21 protein-coding genes and 1 riboswitch are annotated in these 21,152 nt (G+C 32.2%); of the genes, 12 read left to right on the top strand and 9 right to left on the bottom strand.

The window, feature by feature from the left end; all coding sequences use genetic code 11:
• Nucleotide 1: 1 nt before the first annotated feature.
• Genes purN through purD form a run of 3 tightly spaced genes read left to right on the top strand, consistent with a single transcriptional unit; the run spans nt 2 to nt 3,330 of the window.
• Nucleotides 2-568, top strand: a complete 567-nt coding sequence (gene purN / locus IDG65_RS04640; RefSeq protein ID WP_000238674.1) for a phosphoribosylglycinamide formyltransferase — start codon at nt 2-4, stop codon at nt 566-568.
• Nucleotides 569-582: 14 nt separating this feature from the next.
• Nucleotides 583-2,061: a bifunctional phosphoribosylaminoimidazolecarboxamide formyltransferase/IMP cyclohydrolase gene (gene purH / locus IDG65_RS04635; protein WP_000709275.1), complete on the top strand. Its 1,479-nt coding sequence runs from the start codon at nt 583-585 to the stop codon at nt 2,059-2,061.
• A 21-nt stretch (nt 2,062-2,082) separates the two neighbouring features.
• Nucleotides 2,083-3,330, top strand: coding sequence for a phosphoribosylamine--glycine ligase (gene purD, locus IDG65_RS04630; protein WP_001024080.1), 1,248 nt, complete (start codon nt 2,083-2,085; stop codon nt 3,328-3,330).
• Between the two features lie 265 nt (nt 3,331-3,595).
• Here the strand turns inward: purD and IDG65_RS04625 are convergent, their stop codons facing one another.
• The 4 genes from IDG65_RS04625 to graF all read right to left on the bottom strand — a co-directional run bounded on the left by IDG65_RS04625 (nt 3,596) and on the right by graF (nt 7,018).
• A complete protein-coding gene (locus IDG65_RS04625; protein ID WP_000273262.1) occupies nt 3,596-4,402 on the bottom strand; it encodes an energy-coupling factor transporter transmembrane component T family protein in 807 nt (268 codons plus the stop codon).
• The gene (locus tag IDG65_RS04620) at nt 4,395-5,795 is read right to left on the bottom strand and encodes an ABC transporter ATP-binding protein (protein ID WP_000921972.1); all 1,401 of its coding nucleotides are present in this window, start codon (nt 5,793-5,795) and stop codon (nt 4,395-4,397) included. The genes IDG65_RS04625 and IDG65_RS04620 overlap by 8 nt, the downstream gene beginning before the upstream one ends.
• 14 nt (nt 5,796-5,809) lie before the next feature.
• Complete coding sequence (locus tag IDG65_RS04615) at nt 5,810-6,385, bottom strand: ECF transporter S component (protein ID WP_000033477.1); 576 nt, start codon at nt 6,383-6,385, stop codon at nt 5,810-5,812.
• Between the two features lie 76 nt (nt 6,386-6,461).
• A riboswitch (TPP riboswitch) is annotated at nt 6,462-6,562 on the bottom strand.
• Between the two features lie 321 nt (nt 6,563-6,883).
• Nucleotides 6,884-7,018: a glycopeptide resistance-associated protein GraF gene (graF, locus tag IDG65_RS04610; protein ID WP_052997644.1), complete on the bottom strand. Its 135-nt coding sequence runs from the start codon at nt 7,016-7,018 to the stop codon at nt 6,884-6,886.
• Between the two features lie 151 nt (nt 7,019-7,169).
• Between graF and auxA the strand changes: the two genes are divergently transcribed.
• The 5 genes from auxA to ptsP all read left to right on the top strand — a co-directional run bounded on the left by auxA (nt 7,170) and on the right by ptsP (nt 12,799).
• Nucleotides 7,170-8,465 (top strand): lipoteichoic acid stability factor AuxA, encoded by a 1,296-nt coding sequence (gene auxA / locus IDG65_RS04605; RefSeq protein WP_000009071.1) that lies wholly within the window; start codon nt 7,170-7,172, stop codon nt 8,463-8,465.
• A 424-nt stretch (nt 8,466-8,889) separates the two neighbouring features.
• On the top strand, nt 8,890-10,062 hold the full coding sequence (locus IDG65_RS04600) for a class I SAM-dependent rRNA methyltransferase (protein WP_000685065.1): 1,173 nt from the start codon (nt 8,890-8,892) through the stop codon (nt 10,060-10,062).
• Between the two features lie 53 nt (nt 10,063-10,115).
• Nucleotides 10,116-10,658 carry a hypothetical protein gene (locus tag IDG65_RS04595; RefSeq protein ID WP_000505964.1) on the top strand — a complete coding sequence of 181 codons (543 nt, stop codon included), beginning with the start codon at nt 10,116-10,118 and terminating at the stop codon, nt 10,656-10,658.
• A 153-nt stretch (nt 10,659-10,811) separates the two neighbouring features.
• Nucleotides 10,812-11,078, top strand: a complete 267-nt coding sequence (locus IDG65_RS04590; protein ID WP_000437472.1) for a phosphocarrier protein HPr — start codon at nt 10,812-10,814, stop codon at nt 11,076-11,078.
• Nucleotides 11,079-11,080: 2 nt separating this feature from the next.
• The gene (gene ptsP / locus IDG65_RS04585) at nt 11,081-12,799 is read left to right on the top strand and encodes a phosphoenolpyruvate--protein phosphotransferase (protein ID WP_000040043.1); all 1,719 of its coding nucleotides are present in this window, start codon (nt 11,081-11,083) and stop codon (nt 12,797-12,799) included.
• A gap of 236 nt (nt 12,800-13,035) precedes the next feature.
• Here the strand turns inward: ptsP and nrdH are convergent, their stop codons facing one another.
• Nucleotides 13,036-13,269, bottom strand: coding sequence for a glutaredoxin-like protein NrdH (gene nrdH / locus IDG65_RS04580; RefSeq protein ID WP_001289618.1), 234 nt, complete (start codon nt 13,267-13,269; stop codon nt 13,036-13,038).
• A gap of 197 nt (nt 13,270-13,466) precedes the next feature.
• On the opposite strand from nrdH, the gene IDG65_RS04575 reads away from it, so the two are divergent.
• From IDG65_RS04575 to IDG65_RS04565, 3 genes are all read left to right on the top strand, one after another.
• On the top strand, nt 13,467-14,828 hold the full coding sequence (locus IDG65_RS04575) for a cytochrome ubiquinol oxidase subunit I (RefSeq protein WP_000381849.1): 1,362 nt from the start codon (nt 13,467-13,469) through the stop codon (nt 14,826-14,828).
• Nucleotides 14,825-15,844 (top strand): cytochrome d ubiquinol oxidase subunit II, encoded by a 1,020-nt coding sequence (locus tag IDG65_RS04570; protein WP_000638453.1) that lies wholly within the window; start codon nt 14,825-14,827, stop codon nt 15,842-15,844. The genes IDG65_RS04575 and IDG65_RS04570 overlap by 4 nt, the downstream gene beginning before the upstream one ends.
• 132 nt (nt 15,845-15,976) lie before the next feature.
• Complete coding sequence (locus IDG65_RS04565; RefSeq protein WP_000514288.1) at nt 15,977-16,639, top strand: potassium channel family protein; 663 nt, start codon at nt 15,977-15,979, stop codon at nt 16,637-16,639.
• A 407-nt stretch (nt 16,640-17,046) separates the two neighbouring features.
• Here the strand turns inward: IDG65_RS04565 and rnjA are convergent, their stop codons facing one another.
• The 4 genes from rnjA to def all read right to left on the bottom strand — a co-directional run bounded on the left by rnjA (nt 17,047) and on the right by def (nt 19,995).
• Complete coding sequence (gene rnjA, locus IDG65_RS04560) at nt 17,047-18,744, bottom strand: ribonuclease J1 (protein ID WP_000811375.1); 1,698 nt, start codon at nt 18,742-18,744, stop codon at nt 17,047-17,049.
• Nucleotides 18,744-18,962, bottom strand: a complete 219-nt coding sequence (locus IDG65_RS04555) for a DNA-dependent RNA polymerase subunit epsilon (protein WP_000257888.1) — start codon at nt 18,960-18,962, stop codon at nt 18,744-18,746. The genes rnjA and IDG65_RS04555 overlap by 1 nt, the downstream gene beginning before the upstream one ends.
• A gap of 28 nt (nt 18,963-18,990) precedes the next feature.
• The gene (locus IDG65_RS04550; protein WP_001792047.1) at nt 18,991-19,113 is read right to left on the bottom strand and encodes a hypothetical protein; all 123 of its coding nucleotides are present in this window, start codon (nt 19,111-19,113) and stop codon (nt 18,991-18,993) included.
• A gap of 330 nt (nt 19,114-19,443) precedes the next feature.
• Nucleotides 19,444-19,995, bottom strand: a complete 552-nt coding sequence (def, locus tag IDG65_RS04545; RefSeq protein WP_000957036.1) for a peptide deformylase — start codon at nt 19,993-19,995, stop codon at nt 19,444-19,446.
• Between the two features lie 364 nt (nt 19,996-20,359).
• Between def and IDG65_RS04540 the strand changes: the two genes are divergently transcribed.
• On the top strand, nt 20,360-20,986 hold the full coding sequence (locus IDG65_RS04540) for a YkyA family protein (protein WP_000668342.1): 627 nt from the start codon (nt 20,360-20,362) through the stop codon (nt 20,984-20,986).
• Nucleotides 20,987-21,152: the final 166 nt, after the last annotated feature.

The raw sequence follows: 21,152 nt of genomic DNA, 5'->3' as shown, positions 1-21,152 counted from the left end.
AATGGTTAAAATTGCGATTTTTGCATCAGGTTCAGGAAGTAACTTTGAAAATATAGTTGAGCATGTTGAATCAGGAAAACTTGAAAATATTGAAGTTACGGCGCTATATACGGATCATCAAAATGCGTTTTGTATAGATAGAGCAAAAAAGCACGGTATTCCTGTTTATATTAATGAACCAAAACAATTTGATTCAAAAGCAGCGTATGAACAACATTTAGTAACATTATTAAATAAAGATAAGGTAGAGTGGATTATTTTAGCTGGTTACATGCGTCTAATTGGTCCAGATTTATTAGCTTCATTTGCAGGTAAAATATTGAATATACATCCATCTCTATTGCCGAAATATAAGGGGATTGACGCAATAGGCCAAGCATATCATAGTGGCGATACTATTACTGGTTCGACAGTACATTATGTTGATAGTGGTATGGATACGGGAGAAATTATTGAACAGAGAAAATGTGATATTAGACCGGACGATTCAAAAGAACAATTAGAAGAGAAAGTAAAAAAATTGGAATATGAGTTATATCCAAGTGTTATTGCTAAAATTGTAAAATAAGGAGTATGTATGTGATGAAGAAAGCTATTTTGAGCGTATCAAATAAAACAGGTATTGTAGAGTTTGCTAAAGCGTTAACGCAATTAAATTATGAATTATATTCAACAGGTGGTACTAAACGTATATTAGATGAAGCAAATGTACCAGTTCGTTCTGTTTCAGACTTAACACATTTTCCAGAAATAATGGATGGCCGTGTTAAAACATTACATCCGGCTGTTCATGGTGGCATTTTAGCTGATCGAAATAAACCGCAGCATTTAAATGAATTATCAGAACAACATATAGATTTAATTGATATGGTAGTAGTTAATTTATATCCATTCCAACAAACTGTTGCAAACCCTGATGTGACGATGGACGAAGCAATTGAAAATATTGATATTGGTGGTCCAACAATGTTACGTGCTGCAGCTAAAAACTATAAACATGTAACAACAATTGTACATCCGGCAGATTATCATGAAGTATTGACGCGATTAAGAAACGATTCGTTAGATGAGTCATATAGACAATCATTAATGATTAAAGTTTTTGAGCATACTGCAGAATATGATGAAGCGATTGTACGTTTCTTTAAAGGGGATAAAGAAACTTTAAGATATGGAGAAAATCCACAACAATCAGCGTATTTTGTGAGAACTTCGAATGCTAAGCACACGATTGCAGGCGCTAAACAATTACATGGGAAACAATTAAGCTATAACAATATTAAAGATGCAGATGCTACACTAGCTTTAGTTAAAAAGTTTGATACACCTGCTGCAGTTGCGGTTAAACACATGAATCCATGTGGTGTTGGTATCGGTGACACGATAGAGCAAGCATTTCAACATGCGTATGAAGCGGATAGTCAATCAATATTTGGTGGAATTGTTGCATTAAACCGAGCTGTAACACCTGAGTTAGCAGAGCAATTGCATAGTATCTTTTTGGAAGTCATTATTGCACCAAAATTTACAGATGAAGCATTAGATATTTTAAAACAAAAGAAGAATGTAAGATTATTAGAAATTGATATGACTATAGACAGTAACGAAGAAGAGTTTGTTTCAGTATCTGGCGGATATTTAGTTCAAGATAAAGATAATTATGTCGTACCAAAAGATGAAATGAAAGTTGTTACAGAAGTAGTACCTACAGATGAACAATGGGAAGCAATGTTATTAGGATGGAAAGTTGTACCATCAGTAAAAAGTAATGCAATTATTTTAAGTAATAATAAACAAACTGTAGGTATAGGTGCTGGACAAATGAATCGTGTCGGTGCTGCTAAAATTGCGTTAGAGAGAGCTATTGAAATCAATGATCATGTAGCGTTAGTATCTGATGGATTTTTCCCTATGGGAGATACAGTTGAACTTGCAGCACAACATGGTATAAAGGCAATTATCCAACCGGGTGGTTCGATTAAAGATCAAGATTCAATTGATATGGCTAATAAACATGGTATTGCAATGGTAGTCACAGGCACTCGACATTTTAAACACTAATTTTAAAGGGGCGTAACATAAATGAATATATTAGTAATTGGTGCTGGTGGACGAGAACATGCACTTGCATATAAACTTAATCAATCGAATCTAGTTAAACAAGTGTTTGTCATTCCAGGTAATGAGGCAATGACACCTATAGCTGAAGTACACACTGAAATTTCAGAATCTAATCATCAAGGGATACTAGATTTTGCTAAACAGCAAAATGTTGATTGGGTAGTTATAGGTCCAGAACAGCCGCTAATTGATGGATTAGCAGACATTTTACGAGCGAATGGTTTCAAAGTGTTTGGTCCAAATAAGCAAGCAGCTCAAATCGAAGGCTCAAAATTATTTGCTAAAAAGATAATGGAAAAATATAATATTCCAACTGCTGATTATAAAGAAGTTGAGCGAAAAAAGGATGCTTTAACATATATTGAAAACTGTGAATTGCCCGTTGTTGTCAAGAAAGATGGGTTAGCTGCTGGGAAAGGCGTTATTATTGCAGATACTATTGAAGCAGCCAGAAGTGCTATTGAGATTATGTATGGTGATGAAGAAGAAGGTACTGTTGTATTTGAAACGTTTTTAGAAGGTGAAGAGTTCTCGCTAATGACATTTGTTAATGGTGATTTAGCAGTTCCTTTCGACTGTATTGCACAAGATCATAAACGCGCATTTGATCATGATGAAGGACCAAATACTGGTGGTATGGGGGCTTATTGTCCAGTACCACATATTAGTGACGATGTTTTAAAACTTACAAATGAAACAATTGCACAACCCATTGCAAAGGCAATGCTTAATGAAGGTTATCAATTCTTCGGTGTATTATACATTGGTGCTATTTTAACTAAAAATGGTCCAAAAGTAATAGAATTTAATGCCCGTTTTGGTGATCCTGAAGCTCAAGTATTATTAAGTCGCATGGAAAGTGATTTAATGCAGCATATTATTGATTTAGATGAAGGAAAACGTACTGAATTCAAATGGAAAAATGAATCTATTGTAGGGGTCATGTTGGCATCAAAAGGATATCCTGATGCATATGAAAAAGGGCATAAAGTAAGTGGCTTTGATTTAAATGAAAACTATTTTGTTAGTGGATTAAAGAAGCAAGGTAATACCTTTGTTACTTCAGGTGGTAGAGTTATACTTGCCATCGGAAAAGGTGACAATGTACAAGATGCACAGCGAGACGCATACGAAAAAGTATCACAAATACAAAGTGACCATTTATTCTATCGTCATGACATTGCGAATAAAGCACTACAACTTAAATAAGTATATTTAAAAAATACTAAGATTAGCTATGAAGAAATCTATAACGATAGTTTTTTCATAGCTTTTTTAGTTGTAGAGTCTAGGACATTGATTTCTGTACCAAATTTGTGATTATTCATATGTAATACAAAAGAGGCGCCACAACATGTTTGGATGAACAAAATAACATGTTTGTGGCACCTCTTTTGTTTAGTATGGAATAAATGGTTTTCTTTTTCTATACAATGAATTTCTAATTTAGTATCTATACAATTATGGATAAAATTTAACCTACACGACCAAGACGAACATCATCTATGCCCGTGATGGGTAAGGTGATTGAACAATAATATGCCAAAGTAATAATGGCAATTAAAACTATAATAAAGATTATATCTTTATATGAGAAAGGTACGTTGTAATAGTAAGTACGAGGACCATCTCTAAATCCTTTCGACTCCATCGCAACTGATAATTGATGTGCCTTTCTAATATTTTGGCTTAATAGAGGTATAATTAAATGCTTAAATCGCTTTAACCCTCTATAATTTGCCGCGTCTATCATCTGATAGCGCATTTTTAAAGATCTGCGAAGCTGTATTAAAGAACTAATCATTAAAGGTATCATACGAATGGCAGCCATGAATGCATAAGCAACTTTTGATTTAACCTTTAAATGCTGCATTAAACTATAAAATATCATGACAACCTGAGATGTAAGTGCGATTAAGATACCGAAAAATGATATAGCAATGGTTCTTAATGATACATGTAAACCACGAACTAAACTTTCTGTTGTAATATGGATAAATCCGAATTTCAAAATTGTATGGCTACCATTCCCGTATAAAATCATGAATAGGGAAGAGAGTAATGCAAAGCCAATACTTATAGTTATAAAAATTGATGTAATTTTAAACTGAGTACCATTAAACATCAATAAGAAAACTAACATTAAGATAGTGATATAAAGCATAAAATCGAAATTATGCACAAATATAATAAAGAAAAATAGTATAATTCCAAGAAATAGTTTCGTTATAATGTTGACATCATCAACAAATGATTGCCGAACTTTCCATTGCTCATACATTCGTATCACCATCACAATCTAGTAACGTACCATCTGAAATTTTAAGTCTTCTTGATGGATAACGTTCAATTATTTCATCGTCATGTGTAACCATGACAATACTTTGTCCCAAATTAATTCGTTTTTGGAAAAGTTTGATCAACTGGAATGTATTATGGCTATCAAGTCCAAATGTCGGTTCATCTAAAAAGATGATATCAGCTTTAGAACTTAGTGCGGTAGCTACGCTAAGGCGTCGTTTTTGACCAATAGACAACTCATAAGGATGTTGATCTTTAACATTTTCTAAATCTAAAAGTTTTAAAAGTTGTATCGTTTCATCATCACTTTGATCTTTAGAAAGGTGATTAAAATGAATGTTAATTTCATCATAAACCGAATTTGTTATAAATTGTAATTCTGGGTTTTGATAAACTAGATACATGTGTTTTGCTGCATGTTTAATTTTTGTTAAACGTTGATTTTCAAAATAAACATCACCTTGATATTTAATCAATTGCATAATTGATTCAAGCAAGGTAGTTTTACCACTGCCATTTGCCCCTGTAATTGTAATCCACTCACCTAAACCAATTTCTAAATCTGAGAATGAAAGCAACGTTGATTTACCGCGAATAATACGTCCATTTTTAAATTGTAATAAGTGTGAGTTTGTTGTTGGAAAGTCAACACGACTTGGTGCGAATTCCCATGCACGTGGATGCCACACACCGTATTCACTGAGTAAATGAACATACTTCTGTAATATGATTTCAGGACATTCATCGGCAATGATATTTCCGTTATAATCCATCAAAATGACGCGGTCGACATGATTCCAGATGTGTTTAACTTTATGTTCAACGATTACAACAGTTTGATCTTCCCAAAGTTCAATTAGTTTAGTCCATAAATCTTCCGTTGCTTGAACATCTAACATTGCTGTCGGTTCATCTAAAAACAATGTTTTTGATTGTTGAAGAATGGTTTCAACAATTGCCAATTTCTGTTTCATCCCGCCACTTAAATCTTTGATATACGTTTCAGGGGTAACATTTAAATTGACCATATTTAAAGCATTGATAATTAACGCATCCATGTCTTCACGTGGTACTTGTCTATTTTCTAAAACGAATGCAAGTTCTTCGTATACTTTTGGCATACAAAACTGGCTATCAGGGTCTTGGAAAATAACGCCACTTAATGGGTCAACGATTAGTTCATCATATTTCATAGGTAATTCAATTAAATTAGGAACAATACCACTTAATACATTCAGAAGTGTACTTTTACCGCAACCAGAAGGACCGAGTAAAAGTACTTTTTCTTTGTCTTGAATAGTGATATTTAAATGATCGAAAATTTTACGCTGACCACTTGGATATTTTAATCGTAAATCACTTACTTTTAACACTCTGAATGCTCCTCTTATAAGTTGTCGTAATCTTCTTTAGCAGCTGGTCTAAATAATTTTGTTACGCCTGTCTTATCTAAAGCTTTTACTAAAAGGTAAGATAGGACGCCGGCGACTACTGCACCACTAATTAATCTAAATACGATGAATAATGTTAAGTTCCAACCTGCAACTTCATTTAAATACCCATAGAAATAATCTATCGGGAAAGCTGCGATTGCTGTACAAAAACCTGCTAACATAGCTACCATAACTGAACGTGATTGATATTTAAAAATTGCAAAGACAAGTTCACACGCTAAACCTTGTATAAAAGCGTAAACGATTGTCGGAATATCGAAACGACCCATAATGATAGTTTCGCCTGCACCTGCAGCAAATTCAGCCAGTAAAGCAATACCTGGCTTTGGGATAATTAGATAGCAGACAATAGCTGCCATGAACCAAACCCCGTTTGTTAATTGTTCGAGGTGAAGGCCTGTAGCTTGCACACCATTGTAAACAAACCACCATAAATTGTAAATAACTGCGAATACTACTGAAATAAGAACGGTTACTAGTATTTCAGATAGCTTTAAACCTTTTGACATTTTTACATCCTCCTAATAAAAAAACGCACAACCATCCATAGGAAAGTTATGCGTTCACAATATATATTAGTAAAACATATGTATAGTAACACTTTCCTACGCTAGTTCAAGCTAGATCAGGTTCAAAGGGTTTGAGGGCAAGCCTCATCTCAGTATAAAACACCCCTAGTGTGTGCGATTTATTTAATTAATTATACTGTAAGACGTTTGTAAACTTATGTCAATAGGTTGTCTTCATGAAATTTCGTTTAATTCGATTTAGAATTTATAATATTGGCATTGGATTTAAATTGAAGATGTAGTAGGAATGTTAGTAATTAAAGATATAAAAATATGTGACATGTAATAATATTGAGCTGATAAATGAAGAGGGATACATGTGCCGAGCGCAAGCAAAAAAGCCCCTAACAACTAAAGCTTGTAAGGTAGGAGAGGGATACATGCGCCGAGCACATGCAAAAAAGCCCCTAACAACTAAAAGTTGTAAGGGGCTCTAAATTAATTTAGTGTATCTTGGATATCTTGTTTTGTTTGATTAATATCTTCTGGTTTTTCTTCTTTTTTATCTTTTAATTTTTCTTCAACTTCTTTAGCTTTTTCTGCTGCTTTTTTATTTTGATTTTCATTAGACATGATTAATTCCTCCCAAATTGGATAATTATTTATATATAAATCTTACCCGGTTGTACTTTCGTTAAACTTTTCTAAGTCTATAGCACTATTTATTCATTTATCTAAAGACAACAACATTAGATTAATATATAATGATTTTGAGGTGAACATAATGTCTTTTCTTAGGAAACACGCCGAAATTATTTTTAGCTATTTAATCGGTATCGTTTCACTCTTCACTGGTCTCATTATTTTAATTAACTTGCCATTAATTAAACAATTAAATGGTGGTAAAAAAGTTGATACACATGTTCATAATGTGTGGGAATTTCTGAATGCATTTTTCAGTGAAATTATTAAAGTAATGAGTCGATTTATAGGTAATTTCCCTATAGTTAGTGCAATTGTGATAATTATATTCGGTATTTTAGTTATGTTGATTGGTCATACATTACTTAGAACTATTAAGTATGACTATGATATTTCTATCTTTTTCTTAGTTATCGGTATCATGTATTTTATTATTACTCTTATATTAATGACTCAAGTTTATGGATTCTTTGCAGTGATTTTCATTATTCCATTTACAATTCATATAGGATATATCGTCTATAAAGATGAATTGAATCAGGAAAATGTAAAAAATCATTTCATGTGGATAATTGTGAGTTATGGTATAAGTTACTTAATTACACAAATTGCATTGTATGGCAGAATTGATGCTAATGAAATAGAGTCAATTGATATCTTAAGTGTCAATGCTTTCTTTATAATTATGTGGTTACTTGGTCAAATGGCTATTTGGAATTTCTTGTTCTTGCGCCGAGCTTTACCTTTAACAAAGCAAGAATTAGGTGAAGAGGAGCCAGAATTATCAAGAACAAGTAAAGGGAATGTCACGAATCAAACTAAAATTCACTTGAAACAACTCCAAGATAAGACTACAGAATATGCACGTAAGACAAGAAGAAGTGTCGATTTAGATAAAATTAGAGCTAAAAGAGATAAATTCAAAAAGAAAGTTAATGATATTATCGATATTCAAGAAGACGATATTCCTGATTGGATGAGAAAACCGAAATGGGTTAAACCAATGTATGTCGAACTATTTTGTGGTGTCGTCATCTTTTTATTCACATTTTTAGAATTTAATAATCGTAATGCATTATTTGTATATGGTGATTGGAAATTATCACAGACACAATATGTTATTGAATGGGTTACATTACTAATTCTGTTATTCATTATTATCGCATATATCGCTACAACGTTAACTTTCCACTTGAAAGGTAAGTTTTATTATTTACAACTATTTATGGGGAGCATTTTATTCTTTAAATTGTTAACGGAATTTATAAATATAATGATTCACGGACTACTACTTTCAGTGTTCATTACGCCAACATTACTATTAATGTTATTGGCAATCATCATTTCTTATTCGTTACAATTACGAGAGCGACCATAATTAAAAGCATTATAAAAGTACTATCTATTAAACATTTTGATGTGTACGCTATAAGTTAGATATATCTCTAACTTACTTAGATACATGTCAATGAAGTTTATGGATAGTACTTTTTTTGTAACTAGATTTGATTGATTCAGGTGATGTGAATTAAGTATTGAAAATTGTATACAAAGTTTTAGTGCAAATAAAATAGTTGAAAAGTTATCCATTTGTAAAATCAAGAAAACTAGTAAATAGTTGAAGCGACTTATGGAATTTGCGAAACGATATATAGTATTTCCTTTGTAGAAATTTAACATATATCATTCGAATTACTAATTTGTTAAAATCAACAGTAAGATTAGAAGTAGATGATATTGAAATTTGGCAAACAATTTAATCTATATAAAACTACAACGAAACACAGAAAGGAAGTTGTCAGATGAAAATAGCAACTCTGAACAAAGGCAAAGAAACAAAATATTTTAATGGATATCCTTTAATTGAAGAAGAGGATATCTATTCACAAGATCATTTAAAAGAAGGAGATATTTTTCAAATTGTGACTGATAAATCACAATATGTTGCAACGGCTTATGTTGGTCGCCAACATAAAGGATTAGGTTGGGTTCTAACATACGATAAAGCTCAAGAAATCAACACAGCTTTCTTTGTGAAATTGTTTAATACTGCATTAGCAGAACGTGATTATTATTTTAATATAGATGGAACAAATGCTTTTAGATTATTTAATGCTGAAGGTGATGGTGTTGGGGGATTAACAATCGACAATTACGATGGTCATTTGTTGATTCAATGGTACTCAAAAGGTATTTATAAATTTAAATATGCCATTCTTGAAGCGGTTAGAAAAGTATTTGATTATAAATCTATTTACGAAAAAGTAAGATTTAAAGACAGCGAATATAGTGGTGGTTTTGTTGAAGGCGATGCACCTGAGTTTCCAATTGTTATCGAAGAAAACTTCACATTTTATAATGTAGACCTTGAAGATGGTTTGATGACAGGTATCTTTTTAGATCAAAAAGAAGTGCGCAAGAAATTAAGGGATCAATATGCCAAAGAACGCCATGTTTTAAACTTATTTAGTTATACAGGTGCTTTTTCTGTAATAGCAGCAAGTGAGGCATCTTCAACAACAAGTGTAGATTTGGCTAATCGTTCTCGTAGTTTAACTGAAGAAAATTTTGGATTAAATGCTATTGATCCTAAATCTCAATATATTTATGTCATGGACACTTTTGATTTCTATAAATATGCTGCACGACATGGACATAGTTATGACACAATCGTGATCGATCCACCTAGCTTTGCACGCAACAAAAAACGTACATTTTCAGTGCAAAAAGATTATGACAAATTAATTACTGGCGCCTTAAATATCTTATCATCTGAAGGAACATTATTATTATGTACAAACGCAAGTGTATATCCATTAAAGCAATTTAAAAATACTATTAAAAAGACGCTTGAAGAGAGTGGCGTTGATTATGAATTAACTGAAGTTATGGGATTACCAAAAGATTTTAAAACACATCCACATTATAAGCCATCTAAATATTTAAAAGCTGTTTTTGTAAATATTAGACATTAATTTGATAAAAAGGGGTATAGTATCTTATTGAGAAAAAGAAGGGTGATGATACAATGGGATTCAAAAACAATTTAACATCAAATTTAACAAATAAAATTGGTAATTCAGTTTTTAAAATAGAAAATGTTGACGGAAAAGGTGCAATGCCAACGACGATTCAAGAATTGAGAGAAAGACGCGAACGTGCTGAAGCAATTGTAAAGAGAAAGTCTTTAATGTCATCAACAATGAGCGTTGTTCCAATTCCGGGTTTAGATTTTGGTGTTGATTTAAAATTAATGAAAGATATTATCGAAGATGTAAATAAAATATACGGATTAGATCATAAGCAAGTTAATAGCCTTGGGGATGATGTAAAAGAAAGAATTATGTCTGCAGCAGCAATTCAAGGTAGTCAATTTATTGGTAAAAGAATTTCAAGTGCATTTTTAAAAATTGTAATTAGAGATGTAGCAAAACGAACTGCAGCTAAACAAACAAAATGGTTTCCTGTTGTAGGACAAGCTGTGTCTGCATCTATTAGTTACTATTTTATGAATAAAATTGGAAAAGATCACATTCAAAAATGCGAAAATGTTATTAAAAATGTCATGTAGGTGCTATAATAGTTTTGCAATTTGCAAATTTTACTGAAACCGGTTTTAAACGAATTGAATTTAAAGCATGGTTTTGGTAAAGTTAAGGTATAAAACTAAGTTAGTATTGTAATAATATTGAAGATTCTAACTATACGAAGGAGAAATGTAATTATGGAACAAAATTCATATGTAATCATCGACGAGACTGGTATTCACGCTAGACCAGCAACAATGTTAGTACAAACAGCTTCAAAATTCGATTCTGATATTCAATTAGAATATAACGGTAAAAAGGTTAACTTAAAATCAATCATGGGTGTTATGAGCCTTGGTGTTGGTAAAGATGCTGAAATTACAATTTATGCTGACGGTAGTGATGAATCTGACGCCATTCAAGCAATCAGTGACGTCTTATCAAAAGAAGGATTGACTAAATAATTATGTCTAAATTAATTAAAGGAATTGCTGCATCTGATGGTGTTGCAATTGCTAAAGCTTATTTGTTAGTTGAGCCAGACTTAACATTCGACAAAAATGAAAAAGTCACTGATGTTGAAGGAGAAGTTGCTAAGTTCAATAACGCTATCGAAGCTTCTAAAGTTGAGTTAACTAAAATTAGAAATAATGCAGAGGTTCAATTGGGTGCTGATAAAGCTGCTATCTTTGATGCACATTTATTAGTTTTAGATGACCCTGAATTAATTCAACCAATTCAAGATAAGATTAAAAATGAAAACGCTAATGCTGCTTCAGCATTAACGGATGTAACAACACAATTTGTTACAATTTTTGAATCTATGGATAACGAATACATGAAAGAACGTGCGGCTGATATTCGCGACGTTTCTAAACGTGTGTTATCACATATTTTAGGTGTAGAATTACCGAATCCGAGTATGATTGATGAAAGCGTTGTTATTGTAGGGAATGACTTAACGCCATCTGATACTGCTCAATTAAATAAAGAATTCGTACAAGGTTTTGCTACAAACATTGGCGGAAGAACAAGTCACTCTGCAATTATGAGTCGTTCTTTAGAAATTCCAGCAATTGTTGGTACAAAATCAATTACTCAAGAAGTTAAACAAGGCGACATGATTATCGTAGATGGATTAAATGGTGATGTAATCGTTAATCCAACTGAAGATGAGTTAATCGCTTATCAAGATAAACGTGAGCGTTATTTTGCTGACAAGAAAGAATTACAAAAACTACGTGATGCTGATACTGTTACAGTTGATGGTGTTCACGCAGAGCTTGCTGCAAATATTGGTACACCTAATGATTTGCCAGGTGTTATTGAAAATGGTGCACAAGGTATCGGCTTATATAGAACTGAGTTTTTATATATGGGTCGTGACCAAATGCCTACAGAAGAAGAACAATTTGAAGCTTATAAAGAAGTATTAGAAGCAATGGACGGTAAACGTGTTGTTGTACGTACTTTAGATATAGGTGGAGATAAAGAATTATCATACTTAAACTTGCCTGAAGAAATGAATCCATTCTTAGGTTACCGTGCGATTCGTTTATGCCTTGCGCAACAAGATATTTTCAGACCACAGCTACGTGCATTATTACGTGCATCAGTTTATGGTAAGTTAAATATCATGTTCCCAATGGTTGCAACAATTAACGAATTTAGAGAAGCTAAAGCTATATTATTAGAAGAAAAAGAAAACCTTAAAAATGAAGGTCATGACATTTCGGATGATATAGAATTAGGAATCATGGTAGAGATACCTGCAACAGCAGCATTAGCTGATGTTTTTGCTAAAGAAGTAGATTTCTTCAGTATCGGTACAAATGATTTAATTCAATACACATTAGCTGCTGACCGTATGTCAGAGCGTGTATCATATCTGTACCAACCATATAACCCTTCAATCTTACGTTTAGTTAAACAAGTTATTGAAGCGTCACATAAAGAAGGTAAATGGACAGGTATGTGTGGTGAAATGGCTGGAGATGAAACAGCTATTCCATTATTGCTTGGTTTAGGTTTAGATGAGTTCTCTATGAGTGCAACGTCTATTCTGAAAGCAAGAAGACAAATTAATGGTTTAAGTAAAAATGAAATGACTGAACTTGCTAACCGTGCAGTCGACTGTGCAACGCAAGAAGAAGTTATTGAATTAGTTAACAACTACGTAAAATAATTAATTCTTTCGAAAGACAGAATTATAAATAAACCCGAAGTATTCATTGTGAGTAATTATGAATACTTCGGGTTCTTTTTTATGATTTATGTTAATTTCAATGGAATGTTGTTGCTAACTAATTAAACAACTATGTGTCATTAACAAAATGTTGTTCTTTAATTAATGTTAGTTAATTTAAAAATCGATATTTAATTTATGATAGCTATAAATGATGAAGTTGATTTAGATGAAAATTAATCTTGGATATTTAATACTTTGTTGATTTCATCAAGATCAACATGGTACATTGGATTGCCATTCAACAAAATAAACGGAGTTGAAAAAGCATCAAAATCTATCATTTCGTTTCGATATTGTTGATTGTTGATATTTCTCTCTTCAAAATCAATTTGATGCTCATTTAGATAATTTTTTACAAATGTACAAGGTGGACAATCATTCTGCGTATAAACGATTATTTCTGACATGTATCATGCTCCTTCGTGCTTTATTCTAATGTAATATACACAATTATACATTGAAATTCAAATTTGTGAACACATTGTGGACTGACATAAATTATACACAATTTCATAGCGCATAATGTTTTAAAAATACACATTATAGCAATTATAATTAAGTTCATTGTGTTGTCATCAAAAAAAGAAAAAGGTGATGTTTTTAAATGGATACAGTTGAAATCAGTCGGTTTTTGACAGCTATGACTTTAGCAGTTCATATCATTTTTGCAACGATTGGTGTTGGTATGCCTTTAATGTTCGCAATTGCAGAATTTTTAGGTATTCGCAAAAATGATCTTCAATATATAGCTATGGCCAAAAGATGGGCTAAAGCTTATACAATTACTGTAGCAGTGGGAGTTGTTACAGGTACAATTATAGGACTTCAATTATCATTGATTTGGCCTACATTTATGGAAATGGGTGGACACGTTATTGCACTTCCATTATTTATGGAAACATTTGCGTTCTTCTTTGAAGCTATTTTCTTAAGTATATATTTATATACTTGGGATCGTTTTAAAAATAAATGGACACATTTCTTAATTAGTATACCAGTAATTATTGGTGGCTCTTTCTCAGCATTCTTCATTACTTCAGTGAATTCATTTATGAATACGCCTGCAGGTTTTGAGTTGAAGAATGGAAAGATGGTCAATGTACAACCTATAGAAGCGATGTTTAACCCATCGTTTATAGTTCGATCATTTCACGTAATTACTACAGCTGGTATGACGATGGCATTTGTTATTGCATCAATAGCAGCTTTTAAATTATTGCGTAATCGTCAACCTAAAGATACTGTCTACCATAAGAAAGCTTTGAAAATGTCTATGATAGTTGGATTCTTTTCAACATTACTTTCTATGTTGGCAGGGGATTTATCTGCAAAATTTTTGCATAAATTCCAACCTGAAAAATTAGCAGCTTATGAATGGCATTTCGATACATCTTCCCATGCCAAATTATTATTATTTGGTGTGTTAGATGAAAAGACTCAGCAAGTTAAAGGTGCGATTGAATTACCTGGACTATTGAGTTTCTTAGCAGATAATAGTGTCAAAACTAAAGTGCAAGGGTTAAATGATTTTCCAAAAAGTTTACATCCGCCTATGATTGTCCATTATTTCTTTGATTTAATGGTAACGATGGGAATTTTATGTTTTGTCATTTCAGGTGTTTATGTCTTAACTTTAATGTTTAAAAAGCTTAGAAAGTTTTCTACTCATAAATGGATGCTTTACGGAATATTATTAACCGGACCAGCTTCAATGCTAGCTATAGAATTTGGATGGTTCTTAACAGAGATGGGTAGACAGCCTTGGATTGTTCGTGGTTATATGCGCGTGGCAGAAGCAGCAACACAAGCAGGCGGAATAACCTTCGTTACAATTTTATTTGGCATATTGTACATCATTTTAATGTATACATGTGCATACGTATTAATTCGTATGTTTAAAAATAAACCGGCGTATGAAGATGTAAATCGCTTAGCCAAGAAGCAAGGAGGAGAAATAGAAAAATGATTTATGCATTTATAGGTATAACAGTGTTATGGTTGTTTTTATTTTGCTATATCATTATTGCTTCTATAGATTTTGGGGCAGGTTTCTTCGCATTGCATTCAAAGTTAACTGGTGATGAAAAGAAAATTAATCACTTAATTTCACGTTATTTGAACCCAGTTTGGGAAGTTACGAATGTATTCTTTGTTTTCTTCTTCGTAGGATTCGTAGGTTTCTTTCCAGAGTCAATCAAATATTTAGGCACGGTATTGTTAATACCAGGTTCGATAGCACTGATTATGATATCGTTGAGAAACAGTTTTTATGCATTTGAAAATTATGGTCAAGATACAAAATTAGCATGGATGATCATGTATGGGGTAAGTGGATTATTAATTCCAGCTTCATTATCTACTGCTTTAACTATTACAGAAGGTGGCTATATTAATGTTCGAAACAATGTTATCGATCTAGATTGGGTGCAGTTACTATTAAGCCCATTTGCTTGGTCTGTAGTATTCTTGGCAATTATTTCAGTTTTATATATTTCATCAGGATTTTTGACATATTATGCTAAAAAAGCAAATGACGAACCAGCATATAATTTAACAAGACAATGGCACATATTTTTAGGGCCGCCGATGATTATCATTTGTTTATTCGTATTTCTATCATTACGCATTCAAAATTCTGAACATTTTTATTCAGCTGTTTTTGACTACTGGTGGATGTTTGCTATAAGTTTCTTATTCTTTGCATTAGCTTCATTGTTAACATTCTTTAAGAAAAAACATGGTTTGGCTTTTGTATTTGTTATTTTACAAATGATGTTCGCGTTCTTTGGCTATGGAATTAGTAAATTGCCTTACCTTTTATATCCGTTTGTAAAAATTACAGATGCATATGTTAATCCAGAAATGGGCTGGACATTAGTGATTGTCTTTATTTTAGGTTTACTTTTATTACTTCCATCGTTAATATTATTATTAAGATTATTTGTTTTCGACAAAGAATATGTTGAAGGAAAGAAATCATAAGTTGAGACGATACCCCAACTTTCATTTACTTGCATTACTGCATTTAGATAATTTAGTTGGGGTGCTCATTTATAATAATTTTAAATTTATATTTTCAATGAATTGATGAAAATCATTTTATGGAGGGCGAGTATGGGTAAAGAATATGTAGTCATCGGTCTAGGTCGTTTTGGAGGTAGTATCGTTCGTGAGTTGAATGCATTAGACATGGATGTAATGGCCATCGACCATGATGAAAATAGAGTGAATGAATATAGTGATATCGCTACTCATGCGGTTGTTGCAGACACAACAGATGAAGCAGTTATGAAAAGTTTAGGTATCCGTAACTTTGATCATGTCATTGTGGCAATTGGTGAAAATATTCAATCAAGTACGTTGACGACTTTAATTTTAAAAGAGTTAGGTGTAAAAAAAGTAACTGCTAAAGCACAAAATGATTATCATGCAAAGATTTTAAATAAAATTGGAGCAGATACTGTTGTGCACCCTGAGCGTGATATGGGTAGACGTATTGCGCATAATGTTGCGAGTGCAAGTGTACTTGATTATCTTGAGTTGGCAGACGAGCATTCTATTGTAGAATTGAAAGCAACTGAAAAGATGGCGGGGAAGTCTATCATTGATTTAGATATAAGAGCACAATATGGAATTAACATTATTGCAATTAAACGAGGCAAAGAGTTCATCATTTCACCAAATCCAAATATTAATTTAGAAATAGGTGATATTTTAATTATGATTGGACATGATAATGATTTAAATCGCTTTGAAAAAAATATTGCGACGAGATAATCGGGAGTGGGACAGAAATGATATTTTCTCAAAATTTATTTCGTCGTCCCACCCCAACTTACATTGTCTGTAGAAATTGGGAATCCAATTTCTCTTTGTTGGGGCCCACACCCCAACTCGCATTGCCTGTAGAATTTCTTTTCGAAATTCTCTATGTTGGGGCCCATCCCCAACTTGCACATTATTGTAAGCTGACTTTTCGTCAGCTTCTTTGTTGGGGCCCCTGACTAGAATTGAAAAAAGCTTGTTACAAAGTGCATTTTCGTTCAGTCAACTACTGCCAATATAACTTTGTAGAGCATTGAACATTGATTTATGTCTCAAGCTCATCATATATAAAGAAAAAGCTACTAACAATGTGTGGTGAGTTTAATTAAAACTTCACTTCAAAGTTAGTAGCTTTTTGATTATTTATTGTTTGATTCTTTTTGCTCGTTTACCTTCATAATGACTGGTAAAATCATTGGTTTTCTAGCCGTTTTTTCAAATAAATAAGGTTGTAATGTTTCAATGATAGAAGATTTAATCTGATGCCATTGAATATCTTTATTTTGATTTAACTTACTAATAACGTCAGTTTTGATTTTGCGTTGTGCATCATAAATTAATTGACCTGATTCTCTCATATATACAAATCCTCGAGAAATAATGTCTGGACCAGAAAGTAATTTATTTGTATTAAAATCAATACTAACAACAACGATAACTAAACCTTCCTCAGATAATAGCTTACGGTCTCTTATTACAACATTACCGATATCACCGATACCACTACCATCAACAAGTACATTACCAGATGGAATGCGACCAGCTTTACGTGCTGAATCGTGTGTTAAAGCTAAGACATCTCCAATATCAAAGATGAAGACATTATCTTCTTCAACGCCGCATTCAACACCAGTCTCACCATGTGCTTTTAACATACGGTATTCACCATGAATAGGTAAGAAATATTTCGGCTTGATTAATCGAAGCATTAATTGTTGATCACCTTGAGAACCATGCCCTGAAGTATGGATGTTAGAAATCTTGCTGTGGATAACATCTGCACCAGCTTTATACAAGGAATTAATCGTTCTGTTAATACTTTTTGTATTACCTGGGATAGGTGATGAACTAAATACAACGGTATCTTCAGGTATAATTTTAATTTGCTTATGAGTACCATTAGCAATTCTAGATAATGCTGCCATTGGTTCACCTTGAGAACCAGTACATAGTATCAATAACTCATGCTTCGGTACGGTATTAATTTTATTAGGTTCAATAAATGTTTCAGGTGGTGCTTTAATATAACCAAGTTCCATACCGATTTTAATATTGTTTTCCATCGAACGACCGAACGTAACAATTTTACGGTTATTTTTGATAGCAGCTTCAACTGCTTGTTGAACTCGGTAAATATTAGAAGCGAAGGTAGCAAATATAATACGACCTTTACAATTACGGAAGATCTTATCTACGTTTTGACCAACTTCACGTTCGCTTAAAGTAAAATCAGGCACAAGTGAATTTGTTGAGTCTGAAAGTAAACATAGAACGCCTTCTTCGCCTAATTGAGCCATTTTAGCAATGTTTGCTGGTTTGCCTACAGGTGTAAAATCAAATTTAAAGTCACCGGTATGAACTACTTTTCCTTCAGGTGTATCTACGATGACGCCATAAGTTTCAGGAATACTATGCGTAGTTAAGTAGAAAGAAATCGTAAAGTGCTTAGATTTAATCACACTGTCCTCATTGATTTCATTTAGTTTAGCAGTACGTAATAAATGATGTTCTTCAAGTTTATTACGGATTAAACCTAATGCTAAAGGGCCACCATAAATAGGTATATTAAGTTGTTTTAATAGGAAGGGCACACCGCCTATATGGTCTTCGTGACCATGTGTTATAAATAGGCCAACAATTTTATCTTGGTTTTGAACTAGATATGTGTAGTCAGGTATAACATAATCAATCCCTAATAAGTTATCATCAGGGAATTTGATACCTGCATCGATAATGACAATTTCGTCTTTATACTCAACTGCATAAGTATTTTTACCGATTTCACCTAGACCTCCAAGTGCATATACACCTACTTCATTTGGATGTAATTGTTTCATTATTTAGCAATCTCCACATTAAAGTGTTCTGAGTTTTCTTTTTCGTAATCTAAATGTGCGCCCTCTAATTTAGTGATAAATTCGATATTAAAATTACGATCTTTCAAGTAACGACGTACTTGTTCTTCTGTTTGAGCTTCAACATAAAGTGATTGTGTATTTTCACGCACAATTACCTCGTCTCTGTTATGTTGATAAAAAACTTTAAATACTGCCATGTTAAAAATTCCTCCTAAGAATGTTTGTTTAATTTATTGTTAACCCTAGTAAAATCGTATTGGAGTATATATCGATAAATTCATTCCAATCATCTCTATAATTTAACTTAATAACGATTTGGTTAATAACTAGGTTCATCATGTCGTTCATTTTAAAAAATTAGTGAAATAACACTAAAATTTCAGTTAAATCTTATTTTACATGATGAATGATAATAAATAAAGCAGTTTATCTCACTAGAAATCTAAGTATTTCGAATAAATGTGCAGTTCTATTTCTTAAAATAAATGTAGAGATTAAAAATTAATGTTAAGAAAGAATTAAAGGATTTTATATGAAACGGTAAAATTTAAATGAGGGGATAAAAAGTTTGGTAGAAAGGTGAATATATTTAACTGTTGTTTATTCGAAAAAGTTGTACAAGAAAAAGCTTAGGACATCATATTTATCCTAAGCTTTGATAATTAGTAAAAATGTGCTTTAAACTTCTACAGCATCTGTATGTGGTTGTAATGGGTGATCTTTGTCAATGTGATCATAGAACATTACACCATTTAAATGGTCAATTTCATGTTGGAAAACAATTGCTGGATATCCTTTTAGACGTAATTGTATATCATTACCTTCGATGTCTTTGGCTTTAATTGTAATTCTATTATGACGGTGAACTAGACCAGCAACATTATCATCGACACTAAGGCAACCTTCACCAGTTGGTAAATAAGCTTCTTGAACGCTATGACTTACAATTTTTGGGTTCACAAGCATATAGTCATAAGATTTGCCACTGCCATCATCTGGTATTAAAACAGCAATCATACGTTTAGAAATATTAATTTGAGGTGCAGCCAAACCAACGCCTGAACGTAAACCATATCGTTTCGCGATTTCCTCATCTTGACTATTTACTAAAAACTCTCTCATGGCGATTAATGTTTCTTTTTCTTCTTTAGTTAATGGTAATTCTAACTCAGCTGCTTTTTGACGCAAAGTTGGATGACCATCTCTAATGATGTCTTTCATTGTTAACATATATTGCACCTTCCTTATTTTAATTTGTTTTAGTTGAATGACAGTAAAAAGGTTGTTAAGATACTCATACATTTTTATGTGTAAATATCTACAAAGTTAACCAACTACTGCCAATGTTTATTTTAGATAGTATATGTAAATTTTCAGATATGCTAATTGCTTAAAAAATGATTAAAATGTTGATTTCAAGCAATGATACTTTAGAAATTTATTTATCATCTTGACTTTAAAAATTATATTATAAATGACGTAACTGTCAACAGATATACTTAGTAATGAAGATGTGTAATGTAATTGTTTAAAATTGATTTCCAAGCAGATTTTATTTATCATTTAATTTAAATAGCAAGTGGAGGTACAAGTAATGAAATTTGGAAAAACAATCGCAGTAGTATTAGCATCTAGTGTCTTGCTTGCAGGATGTACTACGGATAAAAAAGAAATTAAGGCATATTTAAAGCAAGTGGATAAAATTAAAGACGATGAAGAACCAATTAAAACTGTTGGTAAGAAAATTGCTGAATTAGATGAGAAAAAGAAAAAATTAACTGAAGATGTCAATAGTAAAGATACAACAGTTCGCGGTAAAGCAGTAAAAGATTTAATTAAAAATGCTGATGATCGTCTAAAGGAATTTGAAAAAGAAGAAGACGCAATTAAGAAGTCTGAACAAGACTTTAAGAAAGCAAAAAGTCACGTTGATAACATTGATAATGATGTTAAACGTAAAGAAGTAAAACAATTAGATGATGTATTAAAAGAAAAATATAAGTTACACAGTGATTACGCGAAAGCATATAAAAAGGCTGTAAACTCAGAGAAAACATTATTTAAATATTTAAATCAAAATGACGCGACACAACAAGGTGTTAACGAAAAATCAAAAGCAATAGAAGAGAACTATAAAAAGTTAAAAGAAGTATCAGATAAGTATACGAAAGTACTAAATAAGGTTGGTAAAGAAAAGCAAGACGTTGATCAATTTAAATAATTAATATAATACAGATGGTAGGAAACAACTAATACAGTTCCTATTATCTGTATCTTTTTTTATTAAAACAGAACTTTTTCAAATGGTTTAACAGTCCCATTTATTTGTGGTACAATTAGTAAGGATAAAATGAATTTCTATACAATTATGGGAAAGGTATGGTGAA

This window comes from Staphylococcus sp. EG-SA-17 (assembly GCF_017151845.1).
Classification (GTDB): domain Bacteria; phylum Bacillota; class Bacilli; order Staphylococcales; family Staphylococcaceae; genus Staphylococcus; species Staphylococcus aureus.
The sequence above is the reverse complement of the archived record's forward strand: the minus strand, read 5'-3'. Positions and strand labels throughout refer to the sequence as shown.